The organism is Citromicrobium bathyomarinum (assembly GCF_021021475.1).
GTDB lineage: Bacteria > Pseudomonadota > Alphaproteobacteria > Sphingomonadales > Sphingomonadaceae > Alteriqipengyuania > Alteriqipengyuania bathyomarina.
The window spans coordinates 768,710-793,176 of record NZ_JAINWL010000002.1 but is presented as its reverse complement, the minus strand read 5'-3'; the positions used below and the strand labels follow the sequence as shown (position 1 = coordinate 793,176).

The window sequence follows — 24,467 nt, the reverse complement described above, 5'->3', positions numbered from 1 at the left end:
CGATACGTCCAGAGTCGGTTACCCTTCTCCTTCACTCGCTTACGGAACGCTCCGCTACCGCGTACAGTAAACTGTACACCCTAAGCTTCGGTGCATCACTTGAGCCCCGTTACATCTTCGCCGCAGGAACCCTTATTTAGACCAGTGAGCTGTTACGCTTTCTTTAAAGGATGGCTGCTTCTAAGCCAACCTCCTGGTTGTTTTGGGATTCCCACATGCTTTCCCACTTAGTGATGACTTGGGGACCTTAGCTGTAGGTTAGGGCTGTTTCCCTTTTGACGACGGACCTTAGCACCCGCCGTCTGTCTGCCGGATAAGACTCGATGGTATTCGGAGTTTGGTTAGGTTTGGTACCGCTCGCGCAGCCCTAGCCCATCCAGTGCTCTACCCCCATCGGCATACATCCGACGCTCTACCTCAATAGATTTCGCGGAGAACCAGCTATTTCCCGGCTTGATTGGCCTTTCACCCCTAAACACAGCTCATCCGAGAATTTTTCAACATTCACCGGTTCGGTCCTCCAGTGCGTGTTACCACACCTTCAACCTGGCCATGCCTAGATCGCCGGGGTTCGGGTCTAATCCATGATACTCTGTCGCCCTATTCAGACTCGCTTTCGCTGCGCCTACACCTAACGGCTTAAGCTTGCATCATAGACTAAGTCACTGACCCATTATGCAAGAGGTACGCTGTCACCCCCTATGGGGCTCCAACTGCTTGTAAGCATCCGGTTTCAGGTACTGTTTCACTCCCCTAATCGGGGTGCTTTTCACCTTTCCCTCACGGTACTGTGTTCGCTATCGGTCGTATACGAGTATTTAGGCTTGGAGGGTGGTCCCCCCATATTCAGACAGGATTTCACGTGTCCCGCCCTACTCAAGTCCTTGAAAATCACTTTCGCGTACGGGGCTGTCACCCGCTATGGCCAGTCTTTCCAAACTGTTCCGCTAGTTAAATCCAAGGCACTGGCCTGGTCCCGGTTCGCTCGCCACTACTACGGGAATCTCGGTTGATGTCTTTTCCTCCGGGTACTGAGATGTTTCAGTTCCCCGGGTTCGCTTCACCAAAGCTATGTGTTCACTTCGGTGATACCTTGTCCACCTCGCTCCGATCGTCCCGAAGGACCATCGAAGAGAAATGGTGAAGGTGGGTTTCCCCATTCGGAAATCGCGGGATCAAAGCCTGCTCACGGCTCCCCCACGCTTATCGCAGCGTGCCACGTCCTTCATCGCCTGTATACGCCAAGGCATCCACCAAATGCTCTTACCTCACGCTTGAGAATCCACACCATCAACGACAGGCCTGCATAAAAGCCCGTGCGTCTTCGCGATGGCGCGGAAAGAATTTAATCTCAGCCAGATAAATCATCTGATTAATGTTGCAGCACATGCTTGTCGGCCCGAAAGCCGACGCACTATGCGCCGCGGCATCGATTATAAAACCCATTCACAATGTCAAAGACGGCGACCAGATGTCGCCTACCTGCGCTCCAAATCTCTTTGGGCGAGGATCCGTTTTCCTCATCTCTGGAGTTCCGGTTGGCTGGTGGAGCCTATCGGGATCGAACCGATGACCCCCTGCTTGCAAAGCAGGTGCTCTCCCAGCTGAGCTAAGGCCCCTTACCAAACGGGATAGTGGTGGGCCTGAGAAGATTTGAACTTCTGACCTCACCCTTATCAGGGGTGCGCTCTAACCAACTGAGCTACAGGCCCACACGTGCCACAGCCGGCCTAAAGGCCGCAGGCGGCGTGAGCCAGCTCAGGCGTAAACACAAAAGACCAGTGGCCTTGAGTGTTTCTCCAGTGATGAAAGGACATGAGGACGACGGCAATGTTCTTTGGAAAACCGCGAAGCTCTTCCGATGGCTAGCATCGGCGCTTTCGCGAATATCCTTAGAAAGGAGGTGATCCAGCCGCAGGTTCCCCTACGGCTACCTTGTTACGACTTCATCCCAGTCGCTGATCCCACCGTGGCTCGCTGCCTCCAAAGGTTAGCGCACGATCTTCGGGTGAAACCAACTCCCATGATGTGACGGGCGGTGTGTACAAGGCCTGGGAACGTATTCACCGCGGCATGCTGATCCGCGATTACTAGCGATTCCGCCTTCATGCCGTCGAGTTGCAGACGACAATCCGAACTGAGACATCTTTTGGAGATTAGCTCACACTTGCGTGATAGCTGCCCACTGTAGATGCCATTGTAGCACGTGTGTAGCCCAGCCTGTAAGGGCCATGAGGACTTGACGTCATCCCCACCTTCCTCCGGCTTATCACCGGCAGTTTCCTTAAAGTGCCCAACTAAATGATGGCAACTAAGGACGAGGGTTGCGCTCGTTGCGGGACTTAACCCAACATCTCACGACACGAGCTGACGACAGCCATGCAGCACCTGTCACTAGGTCCCCGAAGGGAAGAGATCTGTCTCCAGAAATCGTCCTAGGATGTCAAAGGCTGGTAAGGTTCTGCGCGTTGCTTCGAATTAAACCACATGCTCCACCGCTTGTGCAGGCCCCCGTCAATTCCTTTGAGTTTTAATCTTGCGACCGTACTCCCCAGGCGGATGACTTAATGCGTTAACTGCGTCACCCAAGCTCTATGAGCCCGGACAACTAGTCATCATCGTTTACGGCGTGGACTACCAGGGTATCTAATCCTGTTTGCTCCCCACGCTTTCGCACCTCAGCGTCAATAACTGTCCAGTGAGTCGCCTTCGCCACTGGTGTTCTTCCGAATATCTACGAATTTCACCTCTACACTCGGAATTCCACTCACCTCTCCAGTATTCTAGCCATCCAGTTTCAAGGGCAGTTCCGGGGTTGAGCCCCGGGATTTCACCCCTGACTTGAAAAGCCGCCTACGCGCGCTTTACGCCCAGTAATTCCGAACAACGCTAGCTCCCTCCGTATTACCGCGGCTGCTGGCACGGAGTTAGCCGGAGCTTATTCTCCAGGTACTGTCATTATCATCCCTGGTAAAAGAGCTTTACAACCCTAAGGCCTTCATCACTCACGCGGCATTGCTGGATCAGGCTTTCGCCCATTGTCCAATATTCCCTACTGCTGCCTCCCGTAGGAGTCTGGGCCGTGTCTCAGTCCCAGTGTGGCTGATCATCCTCTCAGACCAGCTAAGGATCGTCGGCTTGGTGAGCCTTTACCTCACCAACTACCTAATCCTACGCGGGCCCATCCAAAGGCGATAAATCTTTGGTCCGAAGACATTATCCGGCATTAGCAGTCATTTCTAACTGTTATTCCGAACCTAAGGGCAGGTTCCCACGCGTTACGCACCCGTTCGCCACTAAGTCCGAAGACTTCGTTCGACTTGCATGTATGAGGCATGCCGCCAGCGTTCGTTCTGAGCCAGGATCAAACTCTCAAGTTTGTGTCACTCACCTACCAGGCACGATCCGAAGATCGCAAACCCGACAAGCAAGAGTTCAAGGAGCCGAAACCTGCTGTCAAACGTAATGGATACGAATGAACATGCATCATCTGTGGGAAACGTGGAGTTCCCCATGGATGTGGCTTCGGCTTAATTATACCGGTATCCGCGACCTTAAAACTCGCAGACCGGGCGCCGTCGCCCACATGTCCCTTCATCAAAAACCAACAATGTCAAAGAACCACCAGACAGCAACAACGGACAGCAATTGGTTCCCCGATTTACACCGGGGGAGCCGGCTATCCGTTAGTGTTGGCGACCAACTCAGCGGGCGGTCGAAACCGTCAGCGCCGCGTCGGTGAAGCCCATCTAGGCGGGACCAGAGATTCGGTCAAACGGTTTTTCAAATTTCTGTCATTCAGCGATTTGTTTCCTGATTTTAAAAGATAATTTCCGCGACCGGATACCAACGGCGGGCCTGAGGGCCGCTGCCCTGCCCTGCCAGGCCAACGATTAACCGCCGATTCCGGCGTGAGTCGTCAGAGAATCGGGTCCTTCGGAAAACCTATCTTTACCCTGACGCGCCTATGTGGGTGGTCGAGATGGCCGATCTGACCTTTCCTACGCCTCCTGCACGGCAAGGCCCGACGCGCGAGTCGGCGCGCACGCACCGCACTGCGCCTGCTGTCTCGATCGTACTGCCGATCCATAACGGCGAAGCCTTCCTTGCCGCAGCGCTCGACTCGATTCTCGCGCAGAGCTTCGCGGACTTCGAGCTGATCGCGGTCGACGATTGCTCGACCGATTCCTCGCCCGCGATCCTCGGCGACCATGCCGCGCGCGATCCGCGCGTGCGGGTCGTCACGCTGGAGCGCAACGCCAAGCTGCCCGGCGCGCTCAACGCAGGCTTCGCCCGGGCGCGCGCCGACTGGCTGAGCTGGACCTCGGACGACAACATCCTGCATCCCTCGATGCTCGAAACCCTTCTCGCCGAGAGAGAGCGCCATCCCGGTGCCGACGTCCTCTATGCAGGATACCGCCTGATCGACGCCGCCGGGCAGGCGACCGGCGAGGTCGCCGCCCTGCCCTGCGAACAGCTGATCGAGCGCAACGTGGTCGGTTGCTGCTTCCTCTATCGGCGCGAGGTCCACGAGAAACTTGGCGGATATGACAAGGCGCTGTTCGGGGTGGAGGATTACGACTTCTGGCTGCGCGCCGCACGGGCGGGCTTCCGCCTCCAGCCGGTCGATGCGCAGCTCTACGACTATCGCCGGCACGAGCGCAGCCTGACCGACCGGCGCTGGTACAAGATACGCGACGGCGTGACCCATATACTGGAACGTGAAATCGAACTTTGTGACGACTCCCGCATGCGCGCGCGGGGTTGGCTGACCCTGTTCACCGGCAATCCCTATACGCCCAGCCCGCGATTCCTGCTCAAGGCGCTGCGCGAACACCCGTCGACCGTGCTCACCCGCTGGCGCGACCTGCTTGCCTGGGCATGGCGCGCGCTTGCCTGGAGGGTCAAATGAGCCTCGCCGATTCCGTGCGGTCCGCAGTCGCCTGGCGCTCCGGCAGCCAGATCGTCGCGCAGATCATCACCTGGAGCGTTACGCTCGCGGTGGTGCGCATCCTCGATCCGGGCGACTACGGCCTGTTCGCGATGGGGCAGGTGATCATCACTTTCCTCTCGTTCCTCAACGGATACGGCTTTGCCAGCGCGCTGATCCAGCGCGAGACGATCGACCGGCAAATGGTGCGCCAGACCTTCGGCATGCTGATCCTGGTGAACTTCGCGCTCGCCGCGATCCAGTTCGCGCTCGCCCCGGTGGTGGCGGACTATTACGGCCAGCCGCTGGTCGAGAAGCTGCTGCACGTGCAGGTTCTGCTGTTCCTGTCCGTTCCCTTCGTCGCCATTCCCGAAGTGCTGCTGGTTCGCGAGCTCGATTTCAAGCGCCCGGCGGTGGTCAACATCATCGCCGCGCTGATCTCTGCGGGCACGGCGCTCACCTGCGCGCTCGCAGGCCTCGGCGTGTGGGCGCTGGTATGGGCACCGATCGCCCTGTTCTGGACCCGCGCGATCGGGCTGACCATCGCCGCCAAAAGCCTCGACTGGCCGAGCTTCGACTTTCGCGGCAGCAAGCACCTCTTTACCTACGGCACTTGGGTGCTGGCGAGCCACTTCTGCTGGACCATCGCCACACAGGCGGACATCTTCTTCGCGGGCAGCCGCCTCGATCCGCATGATGTCGGCCTGTATGCAGAGGCGATCTTCCTGGTCACGATCATCACCGCGCGGTTCATCCCGCCGCTGAACGACGTCGCCTTCCCCAGCTTCGCCCGGCTGCAGTCGGATCGCGAGACGCTGGCGCGCGCCTTCCTGACCGCGGTGCGGCTGATCATGCTGGTGGTCAGCCCGATCTTCCTTGGCATGTATGCCTCGGCCGAACCGCTGGTGCTGACCGCGTTCGGCCCCAAGTGGGGTGAGATGGCCCCGATCGCCGCCACGCTGGCGCTCGCGATGCCTGCCTTCACGGTCTACATCCTGTTTTCGCCCGCCTTCAATGCGATCGACCGACCGGACCTGTCCGCCAAATCGAGCGCGGTGGTCGCTGCGATCCTGATCACCGCGTTCCTGATCGGGCTGAACGATGGCAGCATCGGCCTGGCCCGGGCATGGGTCTTTGCAAGCCCACTGCTGCCGCTGGCCGCGCTGTTTATCGGCGGCCCAGCGCTGCGGATCGACGGACGCGGTCTGCTGGGTGCAGTGACCCCCGGTCTGGGCGCGGCCTGCGGCATGGCGCTGGTGGTCAAGCTGGTCGCGAGCCTGCTGCCCGCGATGCCTGCGCCGATGGAACTGGCCGTGCTGGTGAGCACCGGGGGCCTCGCCTATCTCGCACTGGTCTTCGTCCTGCGGCGCGACATGCTGTTCGAGATCATCGATCTGGTCATCCGCCGCCGCGCACCGCCCGTGCCCAGCGCCTGACAGCAATCGTCCAACGCCTTTGGCGCATCGCCGCCGCGGTGGTAGATCTGCCACGAGCGCGAGACGGTCAGCGGGACCGATGTTCTGGGCCTGAACTACGACGGGCGGATCGCCAGAGTTGCCGCGCTGCGGCTTGGCAGCCTGCAACTGGCAGACCTGCCGGTCGCCTTCGCGGACAGTCCCGCGCTCGACGAACTGGGCTTTGCCGACAGGCCTGCAATGCTGCTCGGGATCGGCAATCTGCGTCGGCTCGACAGGCTGGCGATCGATTTTCGCCACCGCCAGGTGCTGTTCGACCTGCCCGATGGTGTCGCCCCTCAAGGCCCTTCGGTTCGCCGCGCCCGGGCGACCCGGCTCGACAAGGAAACCTGATCGCGCTTGCCTCGGGCGCTTGCGGTAACCACATGCCGCCCAGCAATGGGGCCTACCGACACAACCAGATCCGACCAGCCAGCCCCCGAAGGATGGCAGACGCTGCGGCGCTTCCTGCCCTATCTGTGGCCGGCGGACCGTACCGACCTGCGCATCCGCATCGTGCTCGCGCTGCTGCTGGTACTGGTCGCCAAGGGCACCACGCTTGCCCTGCCCTACGCCTATCGCGCGGCGGTCGATGCGATGGAGACGCCCGCCAACACAGCGGCGATGGTCGCGATTTCCTTTGTGGTCGCCTACGCCGCCGGGCGGTTTGCCAGCGTCGCGTTCGACAATGTGCGCAACATGATCTTCGAACGGGTCGGGCAGGACGCGACCCGCCAGTTTGCCGAGGACGTTTTCCAGCGGCTCCACCAGCTCTCGCTGCGCTTCCACCTATCGCGCCGCACGGGCGAGGTGACCAAAACGGTCGAGCGCGGGACCAAGAGCATCGACACGATGCTCTATTTCCTGCTGTTCAATATCGCGCCCACAGTGATCGAGCTGATCGCCGTGGCGGTGATCTTCTACCTCAATTTCGGGATCGGGCTGGTCATCGCGACCGCAGTGACCGTGATCGCCTATATTGCGGTGACGCAGATCATTACCGAATGGCGGACCAAGCTGCGGCGCGAGATGAACGATCTCGACGGGCAGGCGCTGGCGCGCGCAGTGGATTCGCTGCTGAACTACGAGACCGTGAAGTACTTCGGGGCAGAGGCGCGCGAGCATGCCCGCTATGCCAAGGCCGCGCGGCAATATTCCGAAGCAGCGATCAAATCCGACGGTTCGCTCGGCCTGCTCAACATCGCGCAGGCCTTCATCATGAACCTGCTGATGGCGGGCGCAATGGGCTACACCGTGTGGGGCTGGAGCCGGGGCGACCTGACCACCGGCGATCTGGTGTTCGTGAACACCTACCTCACCCAGCTTTTCCGCCCGCTCGACATGCTCGGCTTCGTCTATCGCACGATCCGGCAGGGACTGATCGACATGGCGGCGATGTTCCGCCTGGTCGACGCCGATGTCGAGGTAGAGGACGTGCCCGGCGCGCCCGCGCTGCATATCGAGCGCCCGGGCATCGTGTTCGAGAATGTCCATTTCGGCTACGAGCCCGATCGCAGCATCCTCCACGGCCTCGATTTCGAGATTGCCGCAGGCGAGACGGTCGCGCTGGTCGGCCCTTCGGGCGCGGGCAAGAGCACGATCGCGCGGCTGCTGTTCCGCTTCTACGATCCGCAGGTCGGCCGCATCCTGATCGACGGGCAGGATATTTCGCATGTGACGCAGGAAAGCTTGCGCGCCGCGATCGGCATCGTCCCGCAGGACAGCGTGCTGTTCAACGACACGATCGGCTACAATATCGGCTATGGCCGCCCGCACGAGACCGGACCGGCGGAAGAGGCCGCCATTCGCGAGGCGGCGCGCGGGGCCGCGATCCTGCCCTTTATCGACGCGCTGCCCGATGGCTTCGACACCGAGGTCGGCGAACGCGGGCTGAAGCTTTCGGGCGGGGAGAAGCAGCGGGTCGCGATTGCGCGCACGCTGCTGAAAGACCCGCCGATCGTCATTCTAGACGAGGCGACCAGCGCGCTCGATTCACGGACCGAGCAGGAAATTCTCAAGACCCTGAAGAGCGTTGCGCGCGGGCGGACCACGCTCGCCATCGCGCACCGCCTGTCGACCATCGCGGATTCGGACCGCATCCTGGTGCTGGAGAACGGACGCCTGGCCGAACAGGGCCGCCACGCGGAGCTGCTCCGGCGTGACGGCCTCTATGCCGAAATGTGGGCGCGCCAGCAGGCCGACAGCGACGCTTAGCGGGCCCGGAACGCTAGCCTACTCCTCCAGCCCGAAATCCGCCGCCGACAGGTCCACCCCTTCGGCCGAGATCACCTCGACGTCGGGCCGGATCGCGCGCAAGTCGTCAATGAACTCGGCCGCATTGCCAACGATGACGATGGTCGCGTTCGCGGGATCGACCAGCTCGCGTGCCGCCGCACTCGCCTCTTCCGGCGTCACCTCTGCCAGCCGCGCGGCGTAGCGTGCCGCCTCGGCAGGCTCGATGCCCTGCTGCATCAGCCCGGCAACGATCGAGTTGAAGCCCGAGCTGCTTTCCAGCGAGCGAGCATAATTGCCGCCCAGATACAGCCGCCGCTTGTCCAGCAGTTCCTGCGCAAAGGGTTCGCTGCCCAGCCGGGCGAACTCGTCGAGGAAGATCTGTGCGACCTCGTCGGCGGATTCGTTCTTGGTCTGCGCGCTTGCCACCAGCACCGAGTCGTCCGCCCGGTCGCCGAAGCCCGAATAGGCCCCGTAGCTGAGCGAACGCTTGGTGCGGACCTCGTCGAACAGACGCCCGCTCGACCCGCCGCCGAGCACCGCGTTGGCCAGATCCAGCGCGTAATAGCGCTCGTCAGCGCGCGGGATCGCACGAACCGCCGCGACGACGGCGGCCTGACCTGCCTCGGGCATGTCGATTACCACCGTGCGGACCGGCTGCGCGGTGCCCGCCGGATCGGCGACCGGCGTGGGCGCAGGCGCATCGACCTGCCAGTCCCCGAACAGCGTGTTCGCAAGCGCGGTCGCCTGCGCGGGCGCGATGCCGCCGCTGACGATGATCTTGGTCTCGCTCGGGTGCCACCAGGTCTGCCTGTGGGCGAGCAGGTCTTCGCGGGTGATCGCGGCGAGGCTGTCCGCCGTGCCGCCGGGCTGCGATCCGTATGGCGCATCGCCATACATCACCAGAGTGGCGACCTTGCCCGCCAGCTCGCCGGGGTCCTTCATTTCAACCAGCAGACCGTCGATCGCACGCTTGCGCTCCCGGTCCAGCTCGGCCTGCGGATACTGGGCGGAGCGCACGATATCGGCCAGCACTTCGCCCGCCGCTTCGAAATTGACGACCGGCGCGGTCAGGCTGAAAAAAGTGCCATCGCGCCCGGCGGTTGCGCCGAAGCTGGCACCCAGGCTTTCCAGACGCGCGGCGATTTCCTGCGCGCTCATGTTCGCCGTGCCCTGATCGGCCAGTGAGGCGGCGAACTGGGCAACGCCTGCCTTGGCGCGCGTATCGGTCGACGCGCCGCCGGGCACCAGCACGGTCATCGTCGCGATCGGAACCTCGCCGGTCTGCGCGGCGACCACATCGATCCCGTTGGTCAGAGTCTGCTCGACGATCTCGGGCGCGACCACCGTCGGCCGCGCGCCTGCTGCGGGCGGCTGCTGCCGCTCGCCTTCGGGAAGCACGGAGAGCGGCTCTCCGATCGCGGCGGGCAGGCTGCGGAAGGTCGGCATCGGGACCGGGTTGGCATAGGCCTCCGGATTCTCCTCGCCCGCGACATAGCGCATGTCGACCCGCGCGTTGGAGGCGAGCCACTTGGCCGCCGCCCGCTGGACATCTTCGGGCGTCACCGCCGCGATCGCTGCCAGCCGGTCATCGGCGGCGCGGGGGTTGCCGGTGGACACCAGCGCCTCGCCCAGCTCGAACGCCCGGCCCCGCGCAGTCTCGCGCCGGCGCAGCGAGTCTGCGAACAGCTCGCTCTTGGCTTCGGCAAGTTCGGCCGCGCTCACCGGTTGGGTGCGGATCTTCTCCAGCTCCGCCTTGAGCAGCGCGTCGACCTCGTCCGCGTCGGCGGTGGGGTTGGTGACCGCGAAGCTGGCGACATAGCCGCCCTCCTCGCTTTCGGAATAGAACATCGCGCTGTCGACCGCCTTGCCGGTGCGCACCAGCGCATCATACAGGCGGCTGCTCTGGCCGCGCGCCATGATCGCGGTCAGCACGTCGAGCGCGGCACTATCCGCACTCCCCGAGCCGGGCGCTTTCCAGATCGACCCTGCAACCGGCAGCGGCACGTTGGGCGCGGTGGCGACGAAGCTGCGCGGCTCGGTCCGCTCGGGCTCGCGCGCGGTGATGGTCAGGTCGACCGGGTCCGCACGGCGCGGGATGTCGCCGAAATATTCGTCCACCAGCGCGCGCAGGTTGGCCATGTCGAAATTGCCCGCGACGATCAGCGTGGCGGTGTCCGGCCCGTAGAACGCCTGGTGGAAGGCGCGCGCATCGTCGAGCGTCGCGGAATCGAGTTCCTCGATCGAGCCGATACCCGGGCGGCGCTGCGGCAGGACATCATAGGCGTTCTCTGCGATCACGAAGCGCTGGAGGCGGCCATAGGGCGGTGCGAGTACGCGCTGGCGCAGTTCTTCCTTTACCACCCCGCGCTCGGAATCGAACACCTGCTGGTCGATCACCGGCTTGAACATGCGTTCGCGGTGGGTCCACAGCATGGTTTCGAGATATTCCGCCGGAACCGTCTCGTAGTAATTCGTGCGGTCGGACCCGGTCGATGCATTGCGCGTGCCGCCGACATCCGCCGTCAGCCCGTAGATCATGTTGTAGGGCATGTTCTCGGTCTTGCGGCTGAGAATATGCTCGAACAGGTGCGCGAAGCCGCTGCGCCCTTCGGGATCGTGCTTCGACCCGACTTCGTACCACAGCGATGTGGTGACCGTGGCGGTGCCATCGTCGGGAATCGCGATGACGCGCAATCCGTTATCGAGCGTCCATTCGGTAAACTCGATCTCGGGCGCGGACAGGCCCGGCTCCAGATCGGGCGCGGCATCCTGCGCGAACGCGGGCGTGGCAAAGGCAAGCGCGGCGGCGCCGACGGCAAGTGCGGATTTCAGCATGATAGTCCCCCAGAAAAGCTCTGCGCGCCAATGAACCAGAGCGCCCCGCCGCCCGCAAGGCCGCGCACCTGCCTATCGACCAACGCCTTGAGCAATCGGCGAAGCGCGCACGCACTCGGGGTTGTGTTGCAGCGCAGCATGGTGCACGGGTCATGCGTTCCAGACAAAAATTGACGGATTTCCCATGACGCCCAGCACCGGCGCGCACGCGCATGCCAGCACAGCAGCCCGATGGAAGAGCGAATGGTTCGGCAATGTCCGCGCCGATGTGCTGGCGGGCATCGTCGTCGCGCTGGCGCTGATCCCCGAGGCGATTGGCTTCTCGATCATCGCGGGCGTCGATCCGCGCGTGGGCCTCTATGCCTCGGTCGCGATCGCGATGGTGATCGCCTTCACCGGCGGACGCCCCGGCATGATCTCCGCCGCGACCGCTGCGGTGGCGGTGGTGGTGGTGCCGCTGGTGCGCGATCATGGCGTGGAGTACCTGTTCGCCGCCACCATCCTGATGGGCATCTTCCAGGGCATTGCCGCGCTGCTGAAGCTCAACCTGCTGATGCAGTTCGTATCCCGCAGCGTCATCACCGGATTCGTCAATGCGCTCGCGATCCTGATCTTCATGGCGCAGCTGCCCCAGCTCGATCCGACCAACGAAGGCGTCAACTGGATCACCTTTGCGATGGTCGCGGGTGGCCTCGCGATGATCTACCTCGTACCCAAGCTGACCACCGCGATCCCCAGCCCGCTGGTCGCGATCATTGTGCTGACCTGCCTGTCGCTATGGCTCGGCTCGCCGGTCAACACGGTGTCCGACATGGGCGAACTGCCGCAGGGCCTGCCCTTCTTCATGCTGCCCGACGTGCCGCTGACGTGGGAAACGCTGGCGATCATTGCGCCCTACTCGCTCACCATGGCGGCAGTCGGGCTGCTCGAGAGCCTGCTGACCGCGCAGATCGTCGACGACATGACGCACACCGGCAGCGACAAGCAGCGCGAATGCGGCGGACAGGGCGTGGCCAATATCGTCGCCGCGCTGTTCGGCGGCATGGGCGGCTGCGCGATGATCGGGCAGTCGGTCATCAACGTGACGTCCGGGGGCCGCGGACGCCTTTCCACCTTCACCGCGGGCCTTGCGCTGCTCATCATGCTCGTCCTGCTCGGCGGGATCGTTGGCCAGGTGCCGATGCCCGCGCTGGTCGCGATCATGATCATGGTCTCCATCGGCACGTTCAGCTGGAACTCGATCCCCAACCTGCGCGTGCACCCATGGCAAAGCTCGATGGTGATGTTCGTCACCGTCGCGGTGGTGGTGTTCACCCACAACCTCGCGATCGGCGTGCTGGTCGGCGTACTGCTGTCGGGCATCTTCTTCGTCCAGAAGGTGATGCACATGTTCGAGGTGGAGCGCACCCGCACGGTGACCGATGAAGGCGAGACCGCCACCTATACCGCGCATGGCGAGATCTTCTTCGGCAGCGTCGCCCGGTTCGAGGCGGCGCTGGGCCCCGAAAGCCTCCAGCCCGACCCTGCGGACCACGTGATCATCGACGTTACCCGCGCGCACTTCTGGGACATCTCCGCGATCGGCGCGCTCGACAAGGTGGTCGAGCGGATGCGGATGCATGGCCGCAGTGTGCAGGTCGTCGGCCTCAACGAAGCCAGCGCCGATCTGGTCGACCGCCACGGTGCGACCGATCGCACGGGCGTGGAAATCGGCCTCGCCCCGCATCCGTAGGGCGCTGGATCAGCCGGTCGGCTGGTCCCTGTCGCCGTACAGCCGGTACGCCACGTAGGAGAGCATCGCGAGGCAGGCGCAACTGGCGAGGATCGCCAGCGAAGTGCCTGCCCAGCCGAACGCGTCGAACAGCGATGTTCCGGCGATGCTGCCGATGCTGCCGCCGATGAACATCATCACGATATAGATCGTGGTCAGCCGGGTACGCAGCGCAGGCTCCTGCGAAAGAAACGTCATCCGGCTGGTCACATCGATTGCCGGGCCGACGATATTGCCGATCAGGATCGGGATCATCAGCAACCACAGGCTCCCCCCGAAGGGCCACAGCAGCGAAATGCCGAGCATCTGCACGATGGCGAAGCGCACGCGTGCCTTGCGCGGACCGATCCGGTCTGCCAGCCGGCCCCAATAGGGGGTGGAGAACACACTGATCGCCGCAAACCCGGCAAGGTAGCCGACCACATCGGTGCCATAGCCCATCTCGGGCCCCGTCAGGTGCAGCGCCAGCCCCAGCCACAGCGCGATGAACTGGCCGAAGCCGATCCCCTGGATCGCCCCCGACAACAGGATCTCGCGCCGCTCGCGCGCCAGTGCGAGGAGCGAGGCGATCAGGCCGAGATAGGGCAGTCGGCTGGCATCCTTGTCGCGGACGCCCTTTTCCATGATCGTGGGCAGAGCGAGCGTGATCGCGATCATCAGCCCGCTCGCGATCCAGTAGACCGCGCGCCATCCCCAGTACTCGGCGACCACGCCTGCCCCGACCCGCGCGACCAGGATGCCAAAGATCACGCCCGCGGTCAGGATCGCGGTGACATGGCCCAGCCGCTCGGGCGCGACGCGCTTCGATGCGTAGGCGGGCAGCAGGTACGGCGCGATGGTGAAGAAGCCGAGCAGGGTCGACCCGGCGGTAAAGGTGACGAAGCTTTGCGCCAGCGTCATTCCGATCAGCCCGACGCACTGGCCGATGGTGAACAGGATGGTCAGCGTGCGGTTGGAAAAGCGGTCGCCCAGCGGCAGCAGCAGCAGGATGCCCAGCGCCAACGCCAACTGGTTGAGCGCGGGCACCAGCCCGATCTCGGCATGCCCGACCCCGAAATGATCCGCCACATCGCCGATGATCGGATGGATGTAATAGGCATTGGCAGTCACCACCGCCGCCGCAACGGCGAGCCAGTATTCCTGCGCTGTAGTGAGGCGGGTGGGTTCGGGCATGCGCCCGCCTTCGGGGGCGGAAGGAGCGCGGTCAAGCCGAGCTTTGAAGCCTGAGACCCGTCCTCCTGTTCACAATCGTTTATTCTACCCAAAGGATCGCCTGCAGCTCCTCATCCAAGCATTGAAGCGTCTCGACTACCTGATTGAAATCGCCGGGCAGCGGCATGTTGGCCGGCCTTGCATAGCGAAACCAGTGAAGCTTGAACGGCTCGTTCATGACCTCCACCAGATCACGAAGACGGGGTGCGTTCGAGTGGAAACCCGCCGTCTCCGCGCGATCGAGTGCGATCACTAGGTCGTGCCCGATTTCCCGCATAGACCGCTCATCCGAAGGACCATCGTGTGCCACGATCGCCGCTTTCAACATCAACTCGAGGCCAAGGCCCAGAAGGTAAAAAGTCGAGAGGGAATAGGAACCATTGAATGCATAGTCGGCTGGATCTTTGACACCGTTGGCAACCCCCTCCGCTAATGCAGACCGATATAAGAGATCCGCGGCTAATGCATGGCTCCTACCCGATTCAAATAAATGTGAGGCGCGGGCTTTGTCCATAGCCCAGCTCCCTTAGCCGATTTCGAAGATCACAAGATATACTTGCTCAGATCCGTATCCCGCGCGAGGTCGTCGAGCCGTTCGTGCACGTAGGCAGCATCGATGGTGACGGTCTCGCCTGCGTGCTCTTCCGCCTCGAAACTGATGTCTTCCACCAGCCGCTCCATCACCGTCTGCAGGCGGCGGGCGCCGATATTTTCGACCGCCTCGTTCACCTGCGCGGCGATCTTGGCGACTTCGCGCACCGCCTCGTCCTTGATGTCGAGCGTGACCTTCTCGGTCCCGATCAGCGCGGTGTATTGCTGGACGAGGTTGGCGCGGGTTTCGCTGAGAATCCGTACGAAATCCTCTTCGGTCAGCGCGCGCAGCTCGACCCGGATCGGCAGGCGGCCCTGCAATTCGGGCAGCATGTCGGAAGGCTTGGAGACGTGGAACGCGCCGCTAGCGATGAACAGCACGTGGTCGGTCTTCATCGGGCCGTGCTTGGTCGCAACGGTAGTGCCTTCGATCAGCGGCAACAGATCGCGCTGAACGCCTTCGCGTGACACCGACCCACCGCGCACATCGGACACCGCGATCTTGTCGATCTCGTCGAGGAAGACGATCCCGTTGGTCTCCGCGTTCTGCAGCGCGACGCGGGCGACATCGTCCTGGTCCATGCGCTTTTCGGCTTCTTCGTCGACCAGCCGGTCCCACGCCTCGGGCACGCGCAGCTTGCGCCGGCTGGTGGGCTTCTTGCCCATCGCCTTGCCGAACATGTCGGACAGGTCGATCATGCCGACATTGCCGCCCATGCCGGGGATATCCATCGTGGTCGCGGGCTGATCCTGAACCTCGATCTCGACCTCGACGTCGTTCATCGCGTTCTGCGTGATCCGTTCGCGGAAGCTCTGGCGGGTCGCTTCGGAGGCGCTGTCGCCCACCAGCGCGTCGAGCAGGCGCTCCATCGCCGCCTCACTCGCGGACTCGCGCACCGCCTCGCGGCGGCGGTCCTTCTCCAGCCGGATTGCTTCTTCAACCAGATCTCGCGCGATCTGTTCGACGTCGCGGCCGACATAGCCGACTTCGGTGAACTTGGTCGCTTCCACCTTCACGAAGGGCGCTTCGGCCAGCTTGGCGAGGCGGCGGCTGATTTCGGTCTTCCCGCAGCCGGTCGGGCCGATCATCAGGATGTTCTTGGGCGTCACCTCGTCGCGCAGGTCCGGCCCCAGCCTTTGCCTGCGCCAGCGATTGCGCAGCGCCACGGCAACCGCGCGCTTGGCATCCTTCTGGCCGATGATGTGTTCGTCGAGAGCGGCGACAATCGCCTTGGGGGTGAGGGTATCAGCCATTTCTATCCGTGATTTCGAGAGGGGTGCGCTCAAACGGTTTCGAGCGTGACCTGGTCGTTGGTGAAGACGCAGACTTCTGCGGCCACGGCCATCGCGCGGCGGGCGATCTTTTCGGGATCGGTCTCGTAGTCGGAGAGAGCGCGCGCGGCGGCGAGTGCGTAGTTGCCGCCAGAGCCGATCGCGGCGATGCCGCCTTCGGGCTCCAGCACGTCGCCATTGCCGGTCAGCACCAGCATCGTGTCCTTGTCGGCCACGATCATCAGCGCTTCGAGATTGCGCAGGTACTTGTCGGTCCGCCAGTCCTTCGCCAGTTCGACCGCCGCGCGCATCAGCTGCCCGGAATACTGGTCGAGCTTGCGCTCCAGCCGTTCGAACAGCGTGAAAGCATCGGCGGTGGCGCCTGCGAAACCGGCGACGACCTTGCCATCCCCGATCCGGCGAACCTTCTTCGCATTGGGCTTCATCACCGTGTTGCCCATGGAGACCTGACCATCCCCGGCCAGCACGGTCTTATCCCCGCGCTTGACGCCGATGATGGTGGTGCCGTGCCACTGTTGGAGGCCGTGGCTGGCCGCGGAATTGCTCATGAGGCGCGATATGGGGCCCACCCGCACGCTATCAAGCGCTGCGGGCACACAATCGCTCCACCCGGTGGAACGTCAGCCGCCAGGGCCGCGCCCGCCCCCGGCTGGGCCGGCACCCGGTGCGCCGACCGTGCCGATATTGCCGAACAGGTCTTCGAAGAAGGTCCGCTCGCGGCCCAGCGTCGGGGTCTCGTCGCCATCGGGGCTCAGATAGACCACCTGGTCGATACCCGATCGGTCGGCGGCAACCACCTTGCCGTCGCTGTCGAATCGCACGGCGAGCACCGAATGGGTCTGGATCTTGGGCCGCACGAAGGGCTTGCGACCGGTGACGCTGGAAACATAGTACCAGGTTTCGGGGCCGAACTGGCTGGTGAATGTCGGCCGACCCAGCGTGCTCTGGACCGATTGTTCGTTGTCGATGCCGGGCTGGATCAGCCCGGTCATCCGCTCGTCCTCGATATAGCCGCGCGCTTCGCGGATCGACGTGCATCCGCCCGCCGTCACCGCAAGCCCGATCAGCATTACCGGTGCGATTGCCCTCACGATCCGCATAGTACTCGCAATCCTCTTCGCAAAATCCGCGCGCCCTTTCGTGAGCGGGAACACGCGCTATATCGGGGCGGAGCCTTACGGCCTCGCCCCCGAACGTGCAATGGCAGCCGCAAGGACGTTGCACGAGCCAGTTATCTCCCGGTGTGGCGATGCCGATTGAATTGGTGCTGAATGAAGGATTCCAATGTCGTTCCTGTCCCGCCTCTTTGCCCGTGAGCCCGACCCTCGCGAGGCGTGGCGCCCGCTGTGGCACACGCTGGTCGGCACCGCCCGCGAAGAACACTGGTATGCGGATCGCGGCGCGGCGGACACGCTGGACGGGCGCTTCGACATGATCTCGATGCTCACCGCGCTGTTCATGCTGCGGCTGGAGAGTGAGCAGAATGCCGAGGCGCAAGGCGTTTCCGCTGCCGCCTGGCTGACCGAATTGTTCGTCGAGGATATGGAAGGCCAGATGCGCGAGGCGGGAATCGGCGATCCCACCGTGGGCAAGATGATGGGACGGATGATGGCCACCCTTGGAGGGCGCGCAGGCGCGCTGCGCGACGCGCTCGCGCAGGGCGACGATGCCGCGCTGGCCGCGTTGGTCGTACGCAACATGCACCTGTCGGACGAAGAGCATGGGCCGGCACTTATGGCGGAAGGTCTGCGCGCCCTGCATGCGCGGCTCGCGCAGACCGATTTCGCCATGCTGCAACAGGGCGAGATCGCGGCATGACTGATGTGGCGCCCCCTGAATTCTCGCGCCCGATCGCCCTGCGTCAGATCACCGGACAGCCGCTGGTGCTGGAAGCGAACGAGCAGGAGCGCACCGGCCTGGCGCGACGTCTGGCGATCACCTCGGTCGACCGGCTGGTCGCACGGGTCGCGCTCGATCGCCAAGGGGAGCGGGTCGGCGTTACCGGCACGCTGAAGGCGGACATCACCCAGCCCTGCGCGGTCTCTGGCGAGGATTTCCCGGTCCATATCGCAGAGGACATCGCGCTGCGTTTTGTGCCCGAGGGATCCATCCACCCTTCCTTGCAGGAAGACGAGGAGATCGAGATCGAGCTAGAGGCCGAAGATCTCGACGAGATCGAGTATGCAGGTGAAAAGTTCGATCTCGGCGAAGCCATCGCACAGTCGCTGGCGTTGGCGATCGATCCTTATGCAGAAGGACCGAATGCCGAAGAGGCGCGCAAGAAGGCTGGGATCGAGCTGGACGATGCGCCGCGCGGGCCGCTGGCCGAAGCGCTCAAAGGGCTCGGTTCGAAGTAATCGCCACGGGGCTTCGTCCCATCTGTCACGAATGCCCCCTGCAAGCTCAAGATCGCGATCTCAAGGTCTCCAGAGCGCCTCGGATTGCCAACCCGATCCGCAGATCTTCCCTGATTTTTCCTCAAGAAGATCAGATACATCGCCCTGACCACTTCAAGTCCCCAAGAAATCTGCTAGCATCGTCGTGCAAAGGGGAAAGGCTTGCCGATCATGGCCATGTATCTCGCGGCGCGATGGACGCGCCCGGGGGCATACACGCCTGACACGGACACCTTCCTTCAAGCTGCGATCGGCTCCAGGCCGTCGGAACTAGTGGAGGTCGTATCTTGGAGACTGACACCATATCGCCCCTGCTCTGGTTCGCGCTGGGGTTCGTTTTTTCGACGATCGTCTGTGTAATTTTTCTGCTGGTGGAACGCAGCAGGATGCATACGCGGCTGGCACAGGCGGAGCGTGATCGCGCCTGCCTGGCTCTGGCCGAAAACGTTGGTTCGGTCGCCACCTGGATGGTCGATTTGCGGACCAGAACGGTTTTCTGGTCGGATCGCGTTTTTGCGGTCCACGGTCGCGACAAGGCTGCCGGCACACCTCCGCTCGACGCAGCACTCGACTATTATCATCCCGACGACCGGGAGCGGGTCAGAAAGACCTTCGACAAGGCGGCCGTTTCCGGCGGTCCGTTCTACGTAGATGCGCGGATTATCGACGAGCAGGGTGTCGAAAGACACATCATGTGCCGCGGCATTTGCAACCTCGGCGCGGACGGCAAACCCACCGAGTTGTTCGGCGTCCTGTTCGAAGCTCCCGAAGCACGCTCTTTCGGCACCTTCGGCAGTGAGGACCTGAATACGCTCGCGCTCGAAGAGGATTACCCCGCCGACGCCTGATCCGAGGCACCGCGCGCCCTCGCGTCACATCGCGGAGAACGCTTCGAGATCGTGGATCCGGCCCGAGACGACCAGTTCGTCACCCGGGAAGATGAGCGTATCGGGCACGGCGTGGATGAAATCCTCCCCCTCGCGCTTCACCCCCACCACCGTCACATCGTATTTCTTGCGGCACTGGCTGGTGACCAGCGGCAGGCCCAGCAGCGGCTCTGGCGCAACCAGCCGCGCAATCGCGAATTCGTCGCCAAAGGAAATGAAGTCCAGCAGCCGCTCGTTGATCAGGTGAGCGACGCGTTCGCCCATCCGCTGCTCGGGGAAGACCACATGCGTCGCCCCGGTCCGCTCCAGAATGCGCGCGTGCTTCTCATTCGTCGCCTTGGCCCAGATATTGGTCAGGCCGAGGTCCGCGAGCGCCAGCACGGTCAGCACGCTCGCCTCGATATCGGTGCCGATGGCGACCACGGCGGCATCGAAATCCTTTGCGCCCAGCCGCTCCAGCGTGGTCGTCTCGGTTGCATCCGCCTCGACCACCTTGGTCAGGTCGCCGGCGAAATGCTGGACCAGCGCCGGGTCGGTATCGACCGCCAGCACCTCGTGCCCCATCCGCTCCAGCGTGCGCGACACTGCGCCTCCGAACCGGCCGAGACCGATGACCATTATGGGCTTGCGTATGTTAGCCGACAATCGGGTTCTCCTGCGGATAGCGGAAAGGCAGTTCGCGCCCGCCCAGCGCAAGCGCGGTGGCCACGGTGATGGTTCCCACCCGGCCGACGAACATCAGCACGATCAGCGCCAGCAGGCCGCCCGGGGGCAGCGCGGCGGTGATTCCGGTCGACAGGCCGACGGTGGAGAAGGCGGAGATGCATTCGAACAGGATATCGTCCAGCGGCAGGCTGCTGATCGAGGCGATATAGGTCGTCGCGACGAAGATCAGCGTTGCGGACAGCACCGTCACCGCCAGCGCCTGTCGCTCTATTTCGCGCCCGAACCGCCGCTGGAACAGCCCGGCGTCCTGCCGCCCGAGGATCTCAGACAGCACGATCGCGAACAACACGAAGAAGGTCGTCACCTTGATCCCCCCGGCGGTGCCCGCGCTGCCGCCGCCGACGAACATCAGGAAGAAGTTGGTCATCAGCGTCTCGTCGTGGAAGGCGCCGACATTCAGGCTGTTGAACCCGGCGGTGCGCGGCATCACCGAATGGAACGCGGCGTTGAGGATCTTCGCGCCCCACCCCATCGGCCCCAGCGTATCGGGATTGTCCCACTCCATCGCGAGGATCGCGAGGAAGCCCAGCACCAGCAGCGCGGCGGTCCCGCCAACGGTGATCTTGGTATGAAGCGACCAGCGCCGCCACACGATGCCATTGGTCCGCAGGTCCTGCATCACCGGAAAGCCCAGGGCGGTGATGATGATCGACACCATGATCGGCCCAAGGAACAGCGGATCGTTCTGGAAGCCCATCAGGCTGTCCGAATAGCTGGAAAAACCCGCATTGTTGAACGCGCTGACCGAGTGGAACACGCCATGCCACAGCGCCAGCCCCGGCGCTTCGCCATAGCTGGCGATCAGCCGCACGGTGAGGATGAGCGCCACGATCCCTTCCACCGCAACGGTGATGAAGAGGATCAGCCTGAGCGCGGTGAGCGCATCATGCGTCTCCAGCCGGCTGCGTTCCACCTGCGTCGCCATCCGGTCGCGCAGGCCAAAACCGCGCCCGGCCATCAGACCCAGCAGCGTGGCCGAGGTCATGATGCCGAACCCGCCGACCTGAAACAGCAGCAGGATCACCCCCTGCCCGAAGCCGGACCAGTAGGTCGGCGTATCGACCACGATCAGACCGGTCACCGCGACGGCGGAGGTGGAGGTAAACAGCGCGGTCAGCAGCGGCGCACGCACCCCGTCCACGGTTGCAAAGGGCAAGCTGAGCAGCACGGTGCCGATCGCAATCGCCGCCAGAAACAGCAGAGGAATCAGACGAATCGGGTCGCGCAGCGCTTTCACGCTGCGCCAATGCGCCCAAGCCGCGCCGGAATAAAGCACCTTTACGAGCCCCACCCGACCGCACGGCGATCGCGGTTCAGGCCTGCTTCGCCCCGCGCACATTCTCCACGATCATCAGCACCAGCCCGGCGAAGACCAGCCCGAACCCGGCGAGGTGGATCCAGCGAAATGCCTCGCCCAGCAACAGATAGGACAGCGCCAGTGCGCTCAGCGGCATGATCGCCATCGCGCCCGCGGTCAGTGCGCCGGGTGCCTTGCGCACGCCATTATACCAGATCACCGGGGCCAGCCCCCCGGTCGCCGCACCCCAGAAGGCGAGCGCGCCGAGCCCGAACCCGGTGGCCTCGCTGAAATCGAACGGGCGGCTGTCGAACACCAGCGCCAGCACCACGAACAGGATCGCCGCCATGATCGACGCGGCAAGCGTGGTTTCGAGCGAGCTGATTCCGTCGGAAAGCTTGCGCGAGAGCAGCGTATAGGCCGCCTCCATGCAGATCGCCGCGCCAACCAGCGCCGCGCCAAGCAGCAGGGCATCGCCGCCCTGTCCGTCTCCGCTCCCGCGAAACAGGTTGATGACCGCGATACCGCCCACGCCCAGCGCCAGCGCGCCCGCCTTGCGCCAGTTCATCGCCGCGCCGAAGAACACAACCGCCCCGATCGCCGTCACTGCCGGCGTCGCGCTCATGATGGTCGATCCGATCACGCCAGTGGTCAGCCGCATCCCGTAGAGCATTGTCGCGGTGAACCCGACCATGCCGAAGGCGGAGATTGCCGCGATCACGCCCCAGTCCGCCTGCCGGACCTTCGCGAAGCGATCGGTCGCGAACCAGACGAAGGGGGCGAGCACGATGCTCGCAATCGCCATCCTGAGGCACGAGGCGGTGAAGATCGAGAAATGCTCGCCAACGATCTTGCTCAGCGGGGTGGCCGTGCCGAACAGCGCCATGCCGCACAGCAGCTGGGCGATGGTCGTGGGCGAAGAGGATGTGTTTTGGTTGGCCATGGTCGATAGGGAATCGACCATCGAGGCGCGCTGGAGTTCCGGACCGGTGGCAAGCGCCATGCCTTTGCGGCTCACACGGCAACCGATCTTTCGATTCCGATCCGCTCGAGGAAGGACGGATCGTGGCTGACCACCAGCAGCGCGCCGTCGAATTGTCGCAAGGCGTCCTCCAGCACTTCGAGCGACTCGATGTCGAGATGGTTGGTCGGCTCGTCGAGGATCAGCAGCCACGGCGGCGTCTCCCCGGCCAGCGTCACCGCCAGCCCCGCGCGCAGCCGCTCGCCACCCGACAGCGTGCGCACGATGCGGTGCGCATCGCGGTTGCGGAAGGCGAAGCGGGCGCATTGCGCATGGGCGCTCTCGGCATCCAGCTCGCGATGGCGGACGCGCAGGTTGTCGAGGATGCTCAGCTGCGGGTCGAGCAGGGCGATATGCTGGTCGAGCATTGCGATCCGCCCATGCGCCCGATGCACATCGCCCGCGACCGGATCGAGCTGCCCCGCCGCGATCCGCAGCAGCGTCGTCTTGCCCGCCCCGTTGGCACCGCTCAGTGCGACCCGCTCCGGCCCGTCGATCCGCAGCGACCACGGCCCCAGCCGCCGGTTGCCGAGCGCCACCTCCACCCGGTCCAGGGCGAGCACGCTTGCCGCTGACGGCATTCCGCTTTCGGGCATGTCGATCCGCAGCGGGGTGACGATTTCGACTCTGGCGCGCGCTTCCTCGGTGCGCTTCGCAGCCTCCGCGATCTGCCGGTCGCTGGTCGACTGTTCGCGCCCGCCGGTGTTCTCGGCCCGCTCGGCCCGGGCGTCGAGCACGATCTTCGGCTCAGCCCCCTTCGCGGCCACCACCCGCCCCGCGCGGTCGCGGCGCGCCTTGGCCTCACGCCGTTCCTGCGCAGACCGCCGCGCCGATCGCAGCGCCGCGTCGGCGCGCGCGCTTTCCTGGGCAATCCGCTCGCGCTCCGCATCGCGTGCGGCAGCGAAGGCCGACCATCCGCCGCCGAAGCTGGTCACGCCGACGGGTGTCAGCTCCACGATCCGGTCCATGCGTTCGAGCAGCTGACGATCATGGCTGGCGACCAGCATGCCGCCGCGCCAGCCCTCGACCAGCGCCGCGATTGCCGCGCGGCCGGCGGCGTCGAGATTGTTGGTCGGCTCATCCAGCAGCAAAAGGTCCGGCGCTTCCAGCCGCAAACGGGCGATCCCGATCCGGGTCCGCTCCCCGCCTGAGAGTGTACCGATCCTCCGGTCGAGCGGAATTTCGGGCAGGCCGGCAGCGGATAGAGCGGCACCGATCCGCTCTTCCAGTGACCAGTCAGCCTGCGCGAAATCTTCTTGAGTGCCCTCCCCCGCCAGCACGCGGGTAAGCGTGGCCAGCCGATCCTCCACGCCGAGCGCGCGGGCAATCGTGTCTCCGGGCGGCAGATCCTGCTGCAGCACGCCGAGCGTGCCGGACATGGTTATAGTGCCCGCTGCGGGCGTCGCCGCCCCGGCGATCATCGCGAGCAGGGTCGATTTGCCCGAGCCATTGCGACCAACCAGACCGAGGCGCTCCGCGCCGATCGAGAGGGTCAGATCATGGAAGAGCGGACGACCGTCAGGCGTGCGTGCGGAGAGGGAATCGAGCGTGAGAAAGGAAGACATGGGGCACCGTGGCAGGGGTCGAAACAAGGCGGCTGGCGTTGTTCGTCCTGATGTTCACGATGGAGTTCCTTCTCTGGCTCTGTCTCGGATGTATGCGCAGCGCGAAGCGGGCGCAACCGGGCAGCGTGCTTCTGTGGCCTGATTGCGCTGTCCTACACGGCCTGCGCACGGCATGATCGGTGCGTTCTTTGAGATCGTCGATTGCCTGCGGGAAACACCCTTTGGGAAGAGAGAGTTTTTCCTCCCCTGGACAG

18 protein-coding genes, 2 tRNA genes and 2 rRNA genes are annotated in these 24,467 nt (G+C 63.9%); 8 read left to right on the top strand and 14 right to left on the bottom strand.

Annotated elements, in window-relative coordinates:
- The 4 genes from K7H93_RS11640 to K7H93_RS11625 all read right to left on the bottom strand — a co-directional run.
- Positions 1-1,277: ribosomal RNA gene (locus K7H93_RS11640) — 23S ribosomal RNA — on the bottom strand; the annotation flags it as partial.
- 266 nt (positions 1,278-1,543) lie between these two features.
- A tRNA-Ala gene (locus tag K7H93_RS11635) sits at positions 1,544-1,619 on the bottom strand.
- Between the two features lie 16 nt (positions 1,620-1,635).
- Positions 1,636-1,712, bottom strand: a tRNA-Ile gene (locus K7H93_RS11630).
- Between the two features lie 184 nt (positions 1,713-1,896).
- Positions 1,897-3,380: ribosomal RNA gene (locus tag K7H93_RS11625) — 16S ribosomal RNA — on the bottom strand.
- A 602-nt stretch (positions 3,381-3,982) separates the two neighbouring features.
- Between K7H93_RS11625 and K7H93_RS11620 the strand changes: the two genes are divergently transcribed.
- From K7H93_RS11620 to K7H93_RS11605, 4 genes are all read left to right on the top strand, one after another.
- Positions 3,983-4,912 (top strand): glycosyltransferase family 2 protein, encoded by a 930-nt coding sequence (locus K7H93_RS11620; protein WP_230783747.1) that lies wholly within the window; start codon positions 3,983-3,985, stop codon positions 4,910-4,912.
- Positions 4,909-6,366, top strand: a complete 1,458-nt coding sequence (locus tag K7H93_RS11615) for a lipopolysaccharide biosynthesis protein (protein ID WP_230783746.1) — start codon at positions 4,909-4,911, stop codon at positions 6,364-6,366. The genes K7H93_RS11620 and K7H93_RS11615 overlap by 4 nt, the downstream gene beginning before the upstream one ends.
- A gap of 219 nt (positions 6,367-6,585) precedes the next feature.
- Positions 6,586-6,738 carry a hypothetical protein gene (locus tag K7H93_RS11610; RefSeq protein WP_230783745.1) on the top strand — a complete coding sequence of 51 codons (153 nt, stop codon included), beginning with the start codon at positions 6,586-6,588 and terminating at the stop codon, positions 6,736-6,738.
- A 45-nt stretch (positions 6,739-6,783) separates the two neighbouring features.
- A complete protein-coding gene (locus K7H93_RS11605) occupies positions 6,784-8,598 on the top strand; it encodes an ABCB family ABC transporter ATP-binding protein/permease (protein WP_230783744.1) in 1,815 nt (604 codons plus the stop codon).
- An 18-nt stretch (positions 8,599-8,616) separates the two neighbouring features.
- Here K7H93_RS11605 and K7H93_RS11600 read toward each other — a convergent pair whose 3' ends face one another.
- Positions 8,617-11,454, bottom strand: a complete 2,838-nt coding sequence (locus tag K7H93_RS11600; protein WP_230783743.1) for a M16 family metallopeptidase — start codon at positions 11,452-11,454, stop codon at positions 8,617-8,619.
- Positions 11,455-11,638: 184 nt separating this feature from the next.
- Between K7H93_RS11600 and K7H93_RS11595 the strand changes: the two genes are divergently transcribed.
- Positions 11,639-13,186 carry a SulP family inorganic anion transporter gene (locus K7H93_RS11595; protein ID WP_230783742.1) on the top strand — a complete coding sequence of 516 codons (1,548 nt, stop codon included), beginning with the start codon at positions 11,639-11,641 and terminating at the stop codon, positions 13,184-13,186.
- Positions 13,187-13,195: 9 nt separating this feature from the next.
- Here the strand turns inward: K7H93_RS11595 and K7H93_RS11590 are convergent, their stop codons facing one another.
- From K7H93_RS11590 to K7H93_RS11570, 5 genes are all read right to left on the bottom strand, one after another.
- Positions 13,196-14,398, bottom strand: a complete 1,203-nt coding sequence (locus K7H93_RS11590) for an MFS transporter (RefSeq protein ID WP_230783741.1) — start codon at positions 14,396-14,398, stop codon at positions 13,196-13,198.
- A 79-nt stretch (positions 14,399-14,477) separates the two neighbouring features.
- Positions 14,478-14,951, bottom strand: a complete 474-nt coding sequence (locus tag K7H93_RS11585; RefSeq protein ID WP_230783740.1) for a hypothetical protein — start codon at positions 14,949-14,951, stop codon at positions 14,478-14,480.
- Positions 14,952-14,980: 29 nt separating this feature from the next.
- The gene (hslU, locus tag K7H93_RS11580; RefSeq protein ID WP_230783739.1) at positions 14,981-16,282 is read right to left on the bottom strand and encodes an ATP-dependent protease ATPase subunit HslU; all 1,302 of its coding nucleotides are present in this window, start codon (positions 16,280-16,282) and stop codon (positions 14,981-14,983) included.
- A gap of 29 nt (positions 16,283-16,311) precedes the next feature.
- Positions 16,312-16,869 (bottom strand): ATP-dependent protease subunit HslV, encoded by a 558-nt coding sequence (gene hslV / locus K7H93_RS11575; RefSeq protein ID WP_010236579.1) that lies wholly within the window; start codon positions 16,867-16,869, stop codon positions 16,312-16,314.
- A 72-nt stretch (positions 16,870-16,941) separates the two neighbouring features.
- Complete coding sequence (locus K7H93_RS11570; RefSeq protein ID WP_029140398.1) at positions 16,942-17,421, bottom strand: outer membrane protein assembly factor BamE; 480 nt, start codon at positions 17,419-17,421, stop codon at positions 16,942-16,944.
- Positions 17,422-17,605: 184 nt separating this feature from the next.
- Between K7H93_RS11570 and K7H93_RS11565 the strand changes: the two genes are divergently transcribed.
- From K7H93_RS11565 to K7H93_RS11555, 3 genes are all read left to right on the top strand, one after another.
- Positions 17,606-18,139 (top strand): ubiquinol-cytochrome C chaperone family protein, encoded by a 534-nt coding sequence (locus K7H93_RS11565; RefSeq protein WP_230783738.1) that lies wholly within the window; start codon positions 17,606-17,608, stop codon positions 18,137-18,139.
- The gene (locus tag K7H93_RS11560) at positions 18,136-18,678 is read left to right on the top strand and encodes a YceD family protein (RefSeq protein ID WP_054526815.1); all 543 of its coding nucleotides are present in this window, start codon (positions 18,136-18,138) and stop codon (positions 18,676-18,678) included. The genes K7H93_RS11565 and K7H93_RS11560 overlap by 4 nt, the downstream gene beginning before the upstream one ends.
- Before the next feature lie 326 nt (positions 18,679-19,004).
- The gene (locus K7H93_RS11555) at positions 19,005-19,565 is read left to right on the top strand and encodes a PAS domain-containing protein (RefSeq protein WP_230783737.1); all 561 of its coding nucleotides are present in this window, start codon (positions 19,005-19,007) and stop codon (positions 19,563-19,565) included.
- A gap of 24 nt (positions 19,566-19,589) precedes the next feature.
- Here the strand turns inward: K7H93_RS11555 and K7H93_RS11550 are convergent, their stop codons facing one another.
- Genes K7H93_RS11550 through K7H93_RS11535 form a run of 4 tightly spaced genes read right to left on the bottom strand, consistent with a single transcriptional unit; the run spans position 19,590 to position 24,213 of the window.
- Positions 19,590-20,249, bottom strand: a complete 660-nt coding sequence (locus tag K7H93_RS11550; protein ID WP_029140397.1) for a potassium channel family protein — start codon at positions 20,247-20,249, stop codon at positions 19,590-19,592.
- Positions 20,239-21,621: a TrkH family potassium uptake protein gene (locus K7H93_RS11545; protein WP_230783736.1), complete on the bottom strand. Its 1,383-nt coding sequence runs from the start codon at positions 21,619-21,621 to the stop codon at positions 20,239-20,241. Before K7H93_RS11545 ends, K7H93_RS11550 begins: the two co-directional genes overlap by 11 nt.
- 22 nt (positions 21,622-21,643) lie before the next feature.
- Complete coding sequence (locus K7H93_RS11540) at positions 21,644-22,645, bottom strand: DMT family transporter (RefSeq protein WP_230783735.1); 1,002 nt, start codon at positions 22,643-22,645, stop codon at positions 21,644-21,646.
- On the bottom strand, positions 22,642-24,213 hold the full coding sequence (locus K7H93_RS11535) for an ABC-F family ATP-binding cassette domain-containing protein (protein WP_230783734.1): 1,572 nt from the start codon (positions 24,211-24,213) through the stop codon (positions 22,642-22,644). The genes K7H93_RS11540 and K7H93_RS11535 overlap by 4 nt, the downstream gene beginning before the upstream one ends.
- Between the last annotated feature and the right edge of the window lie 254 nt (positions 24,214-24,467).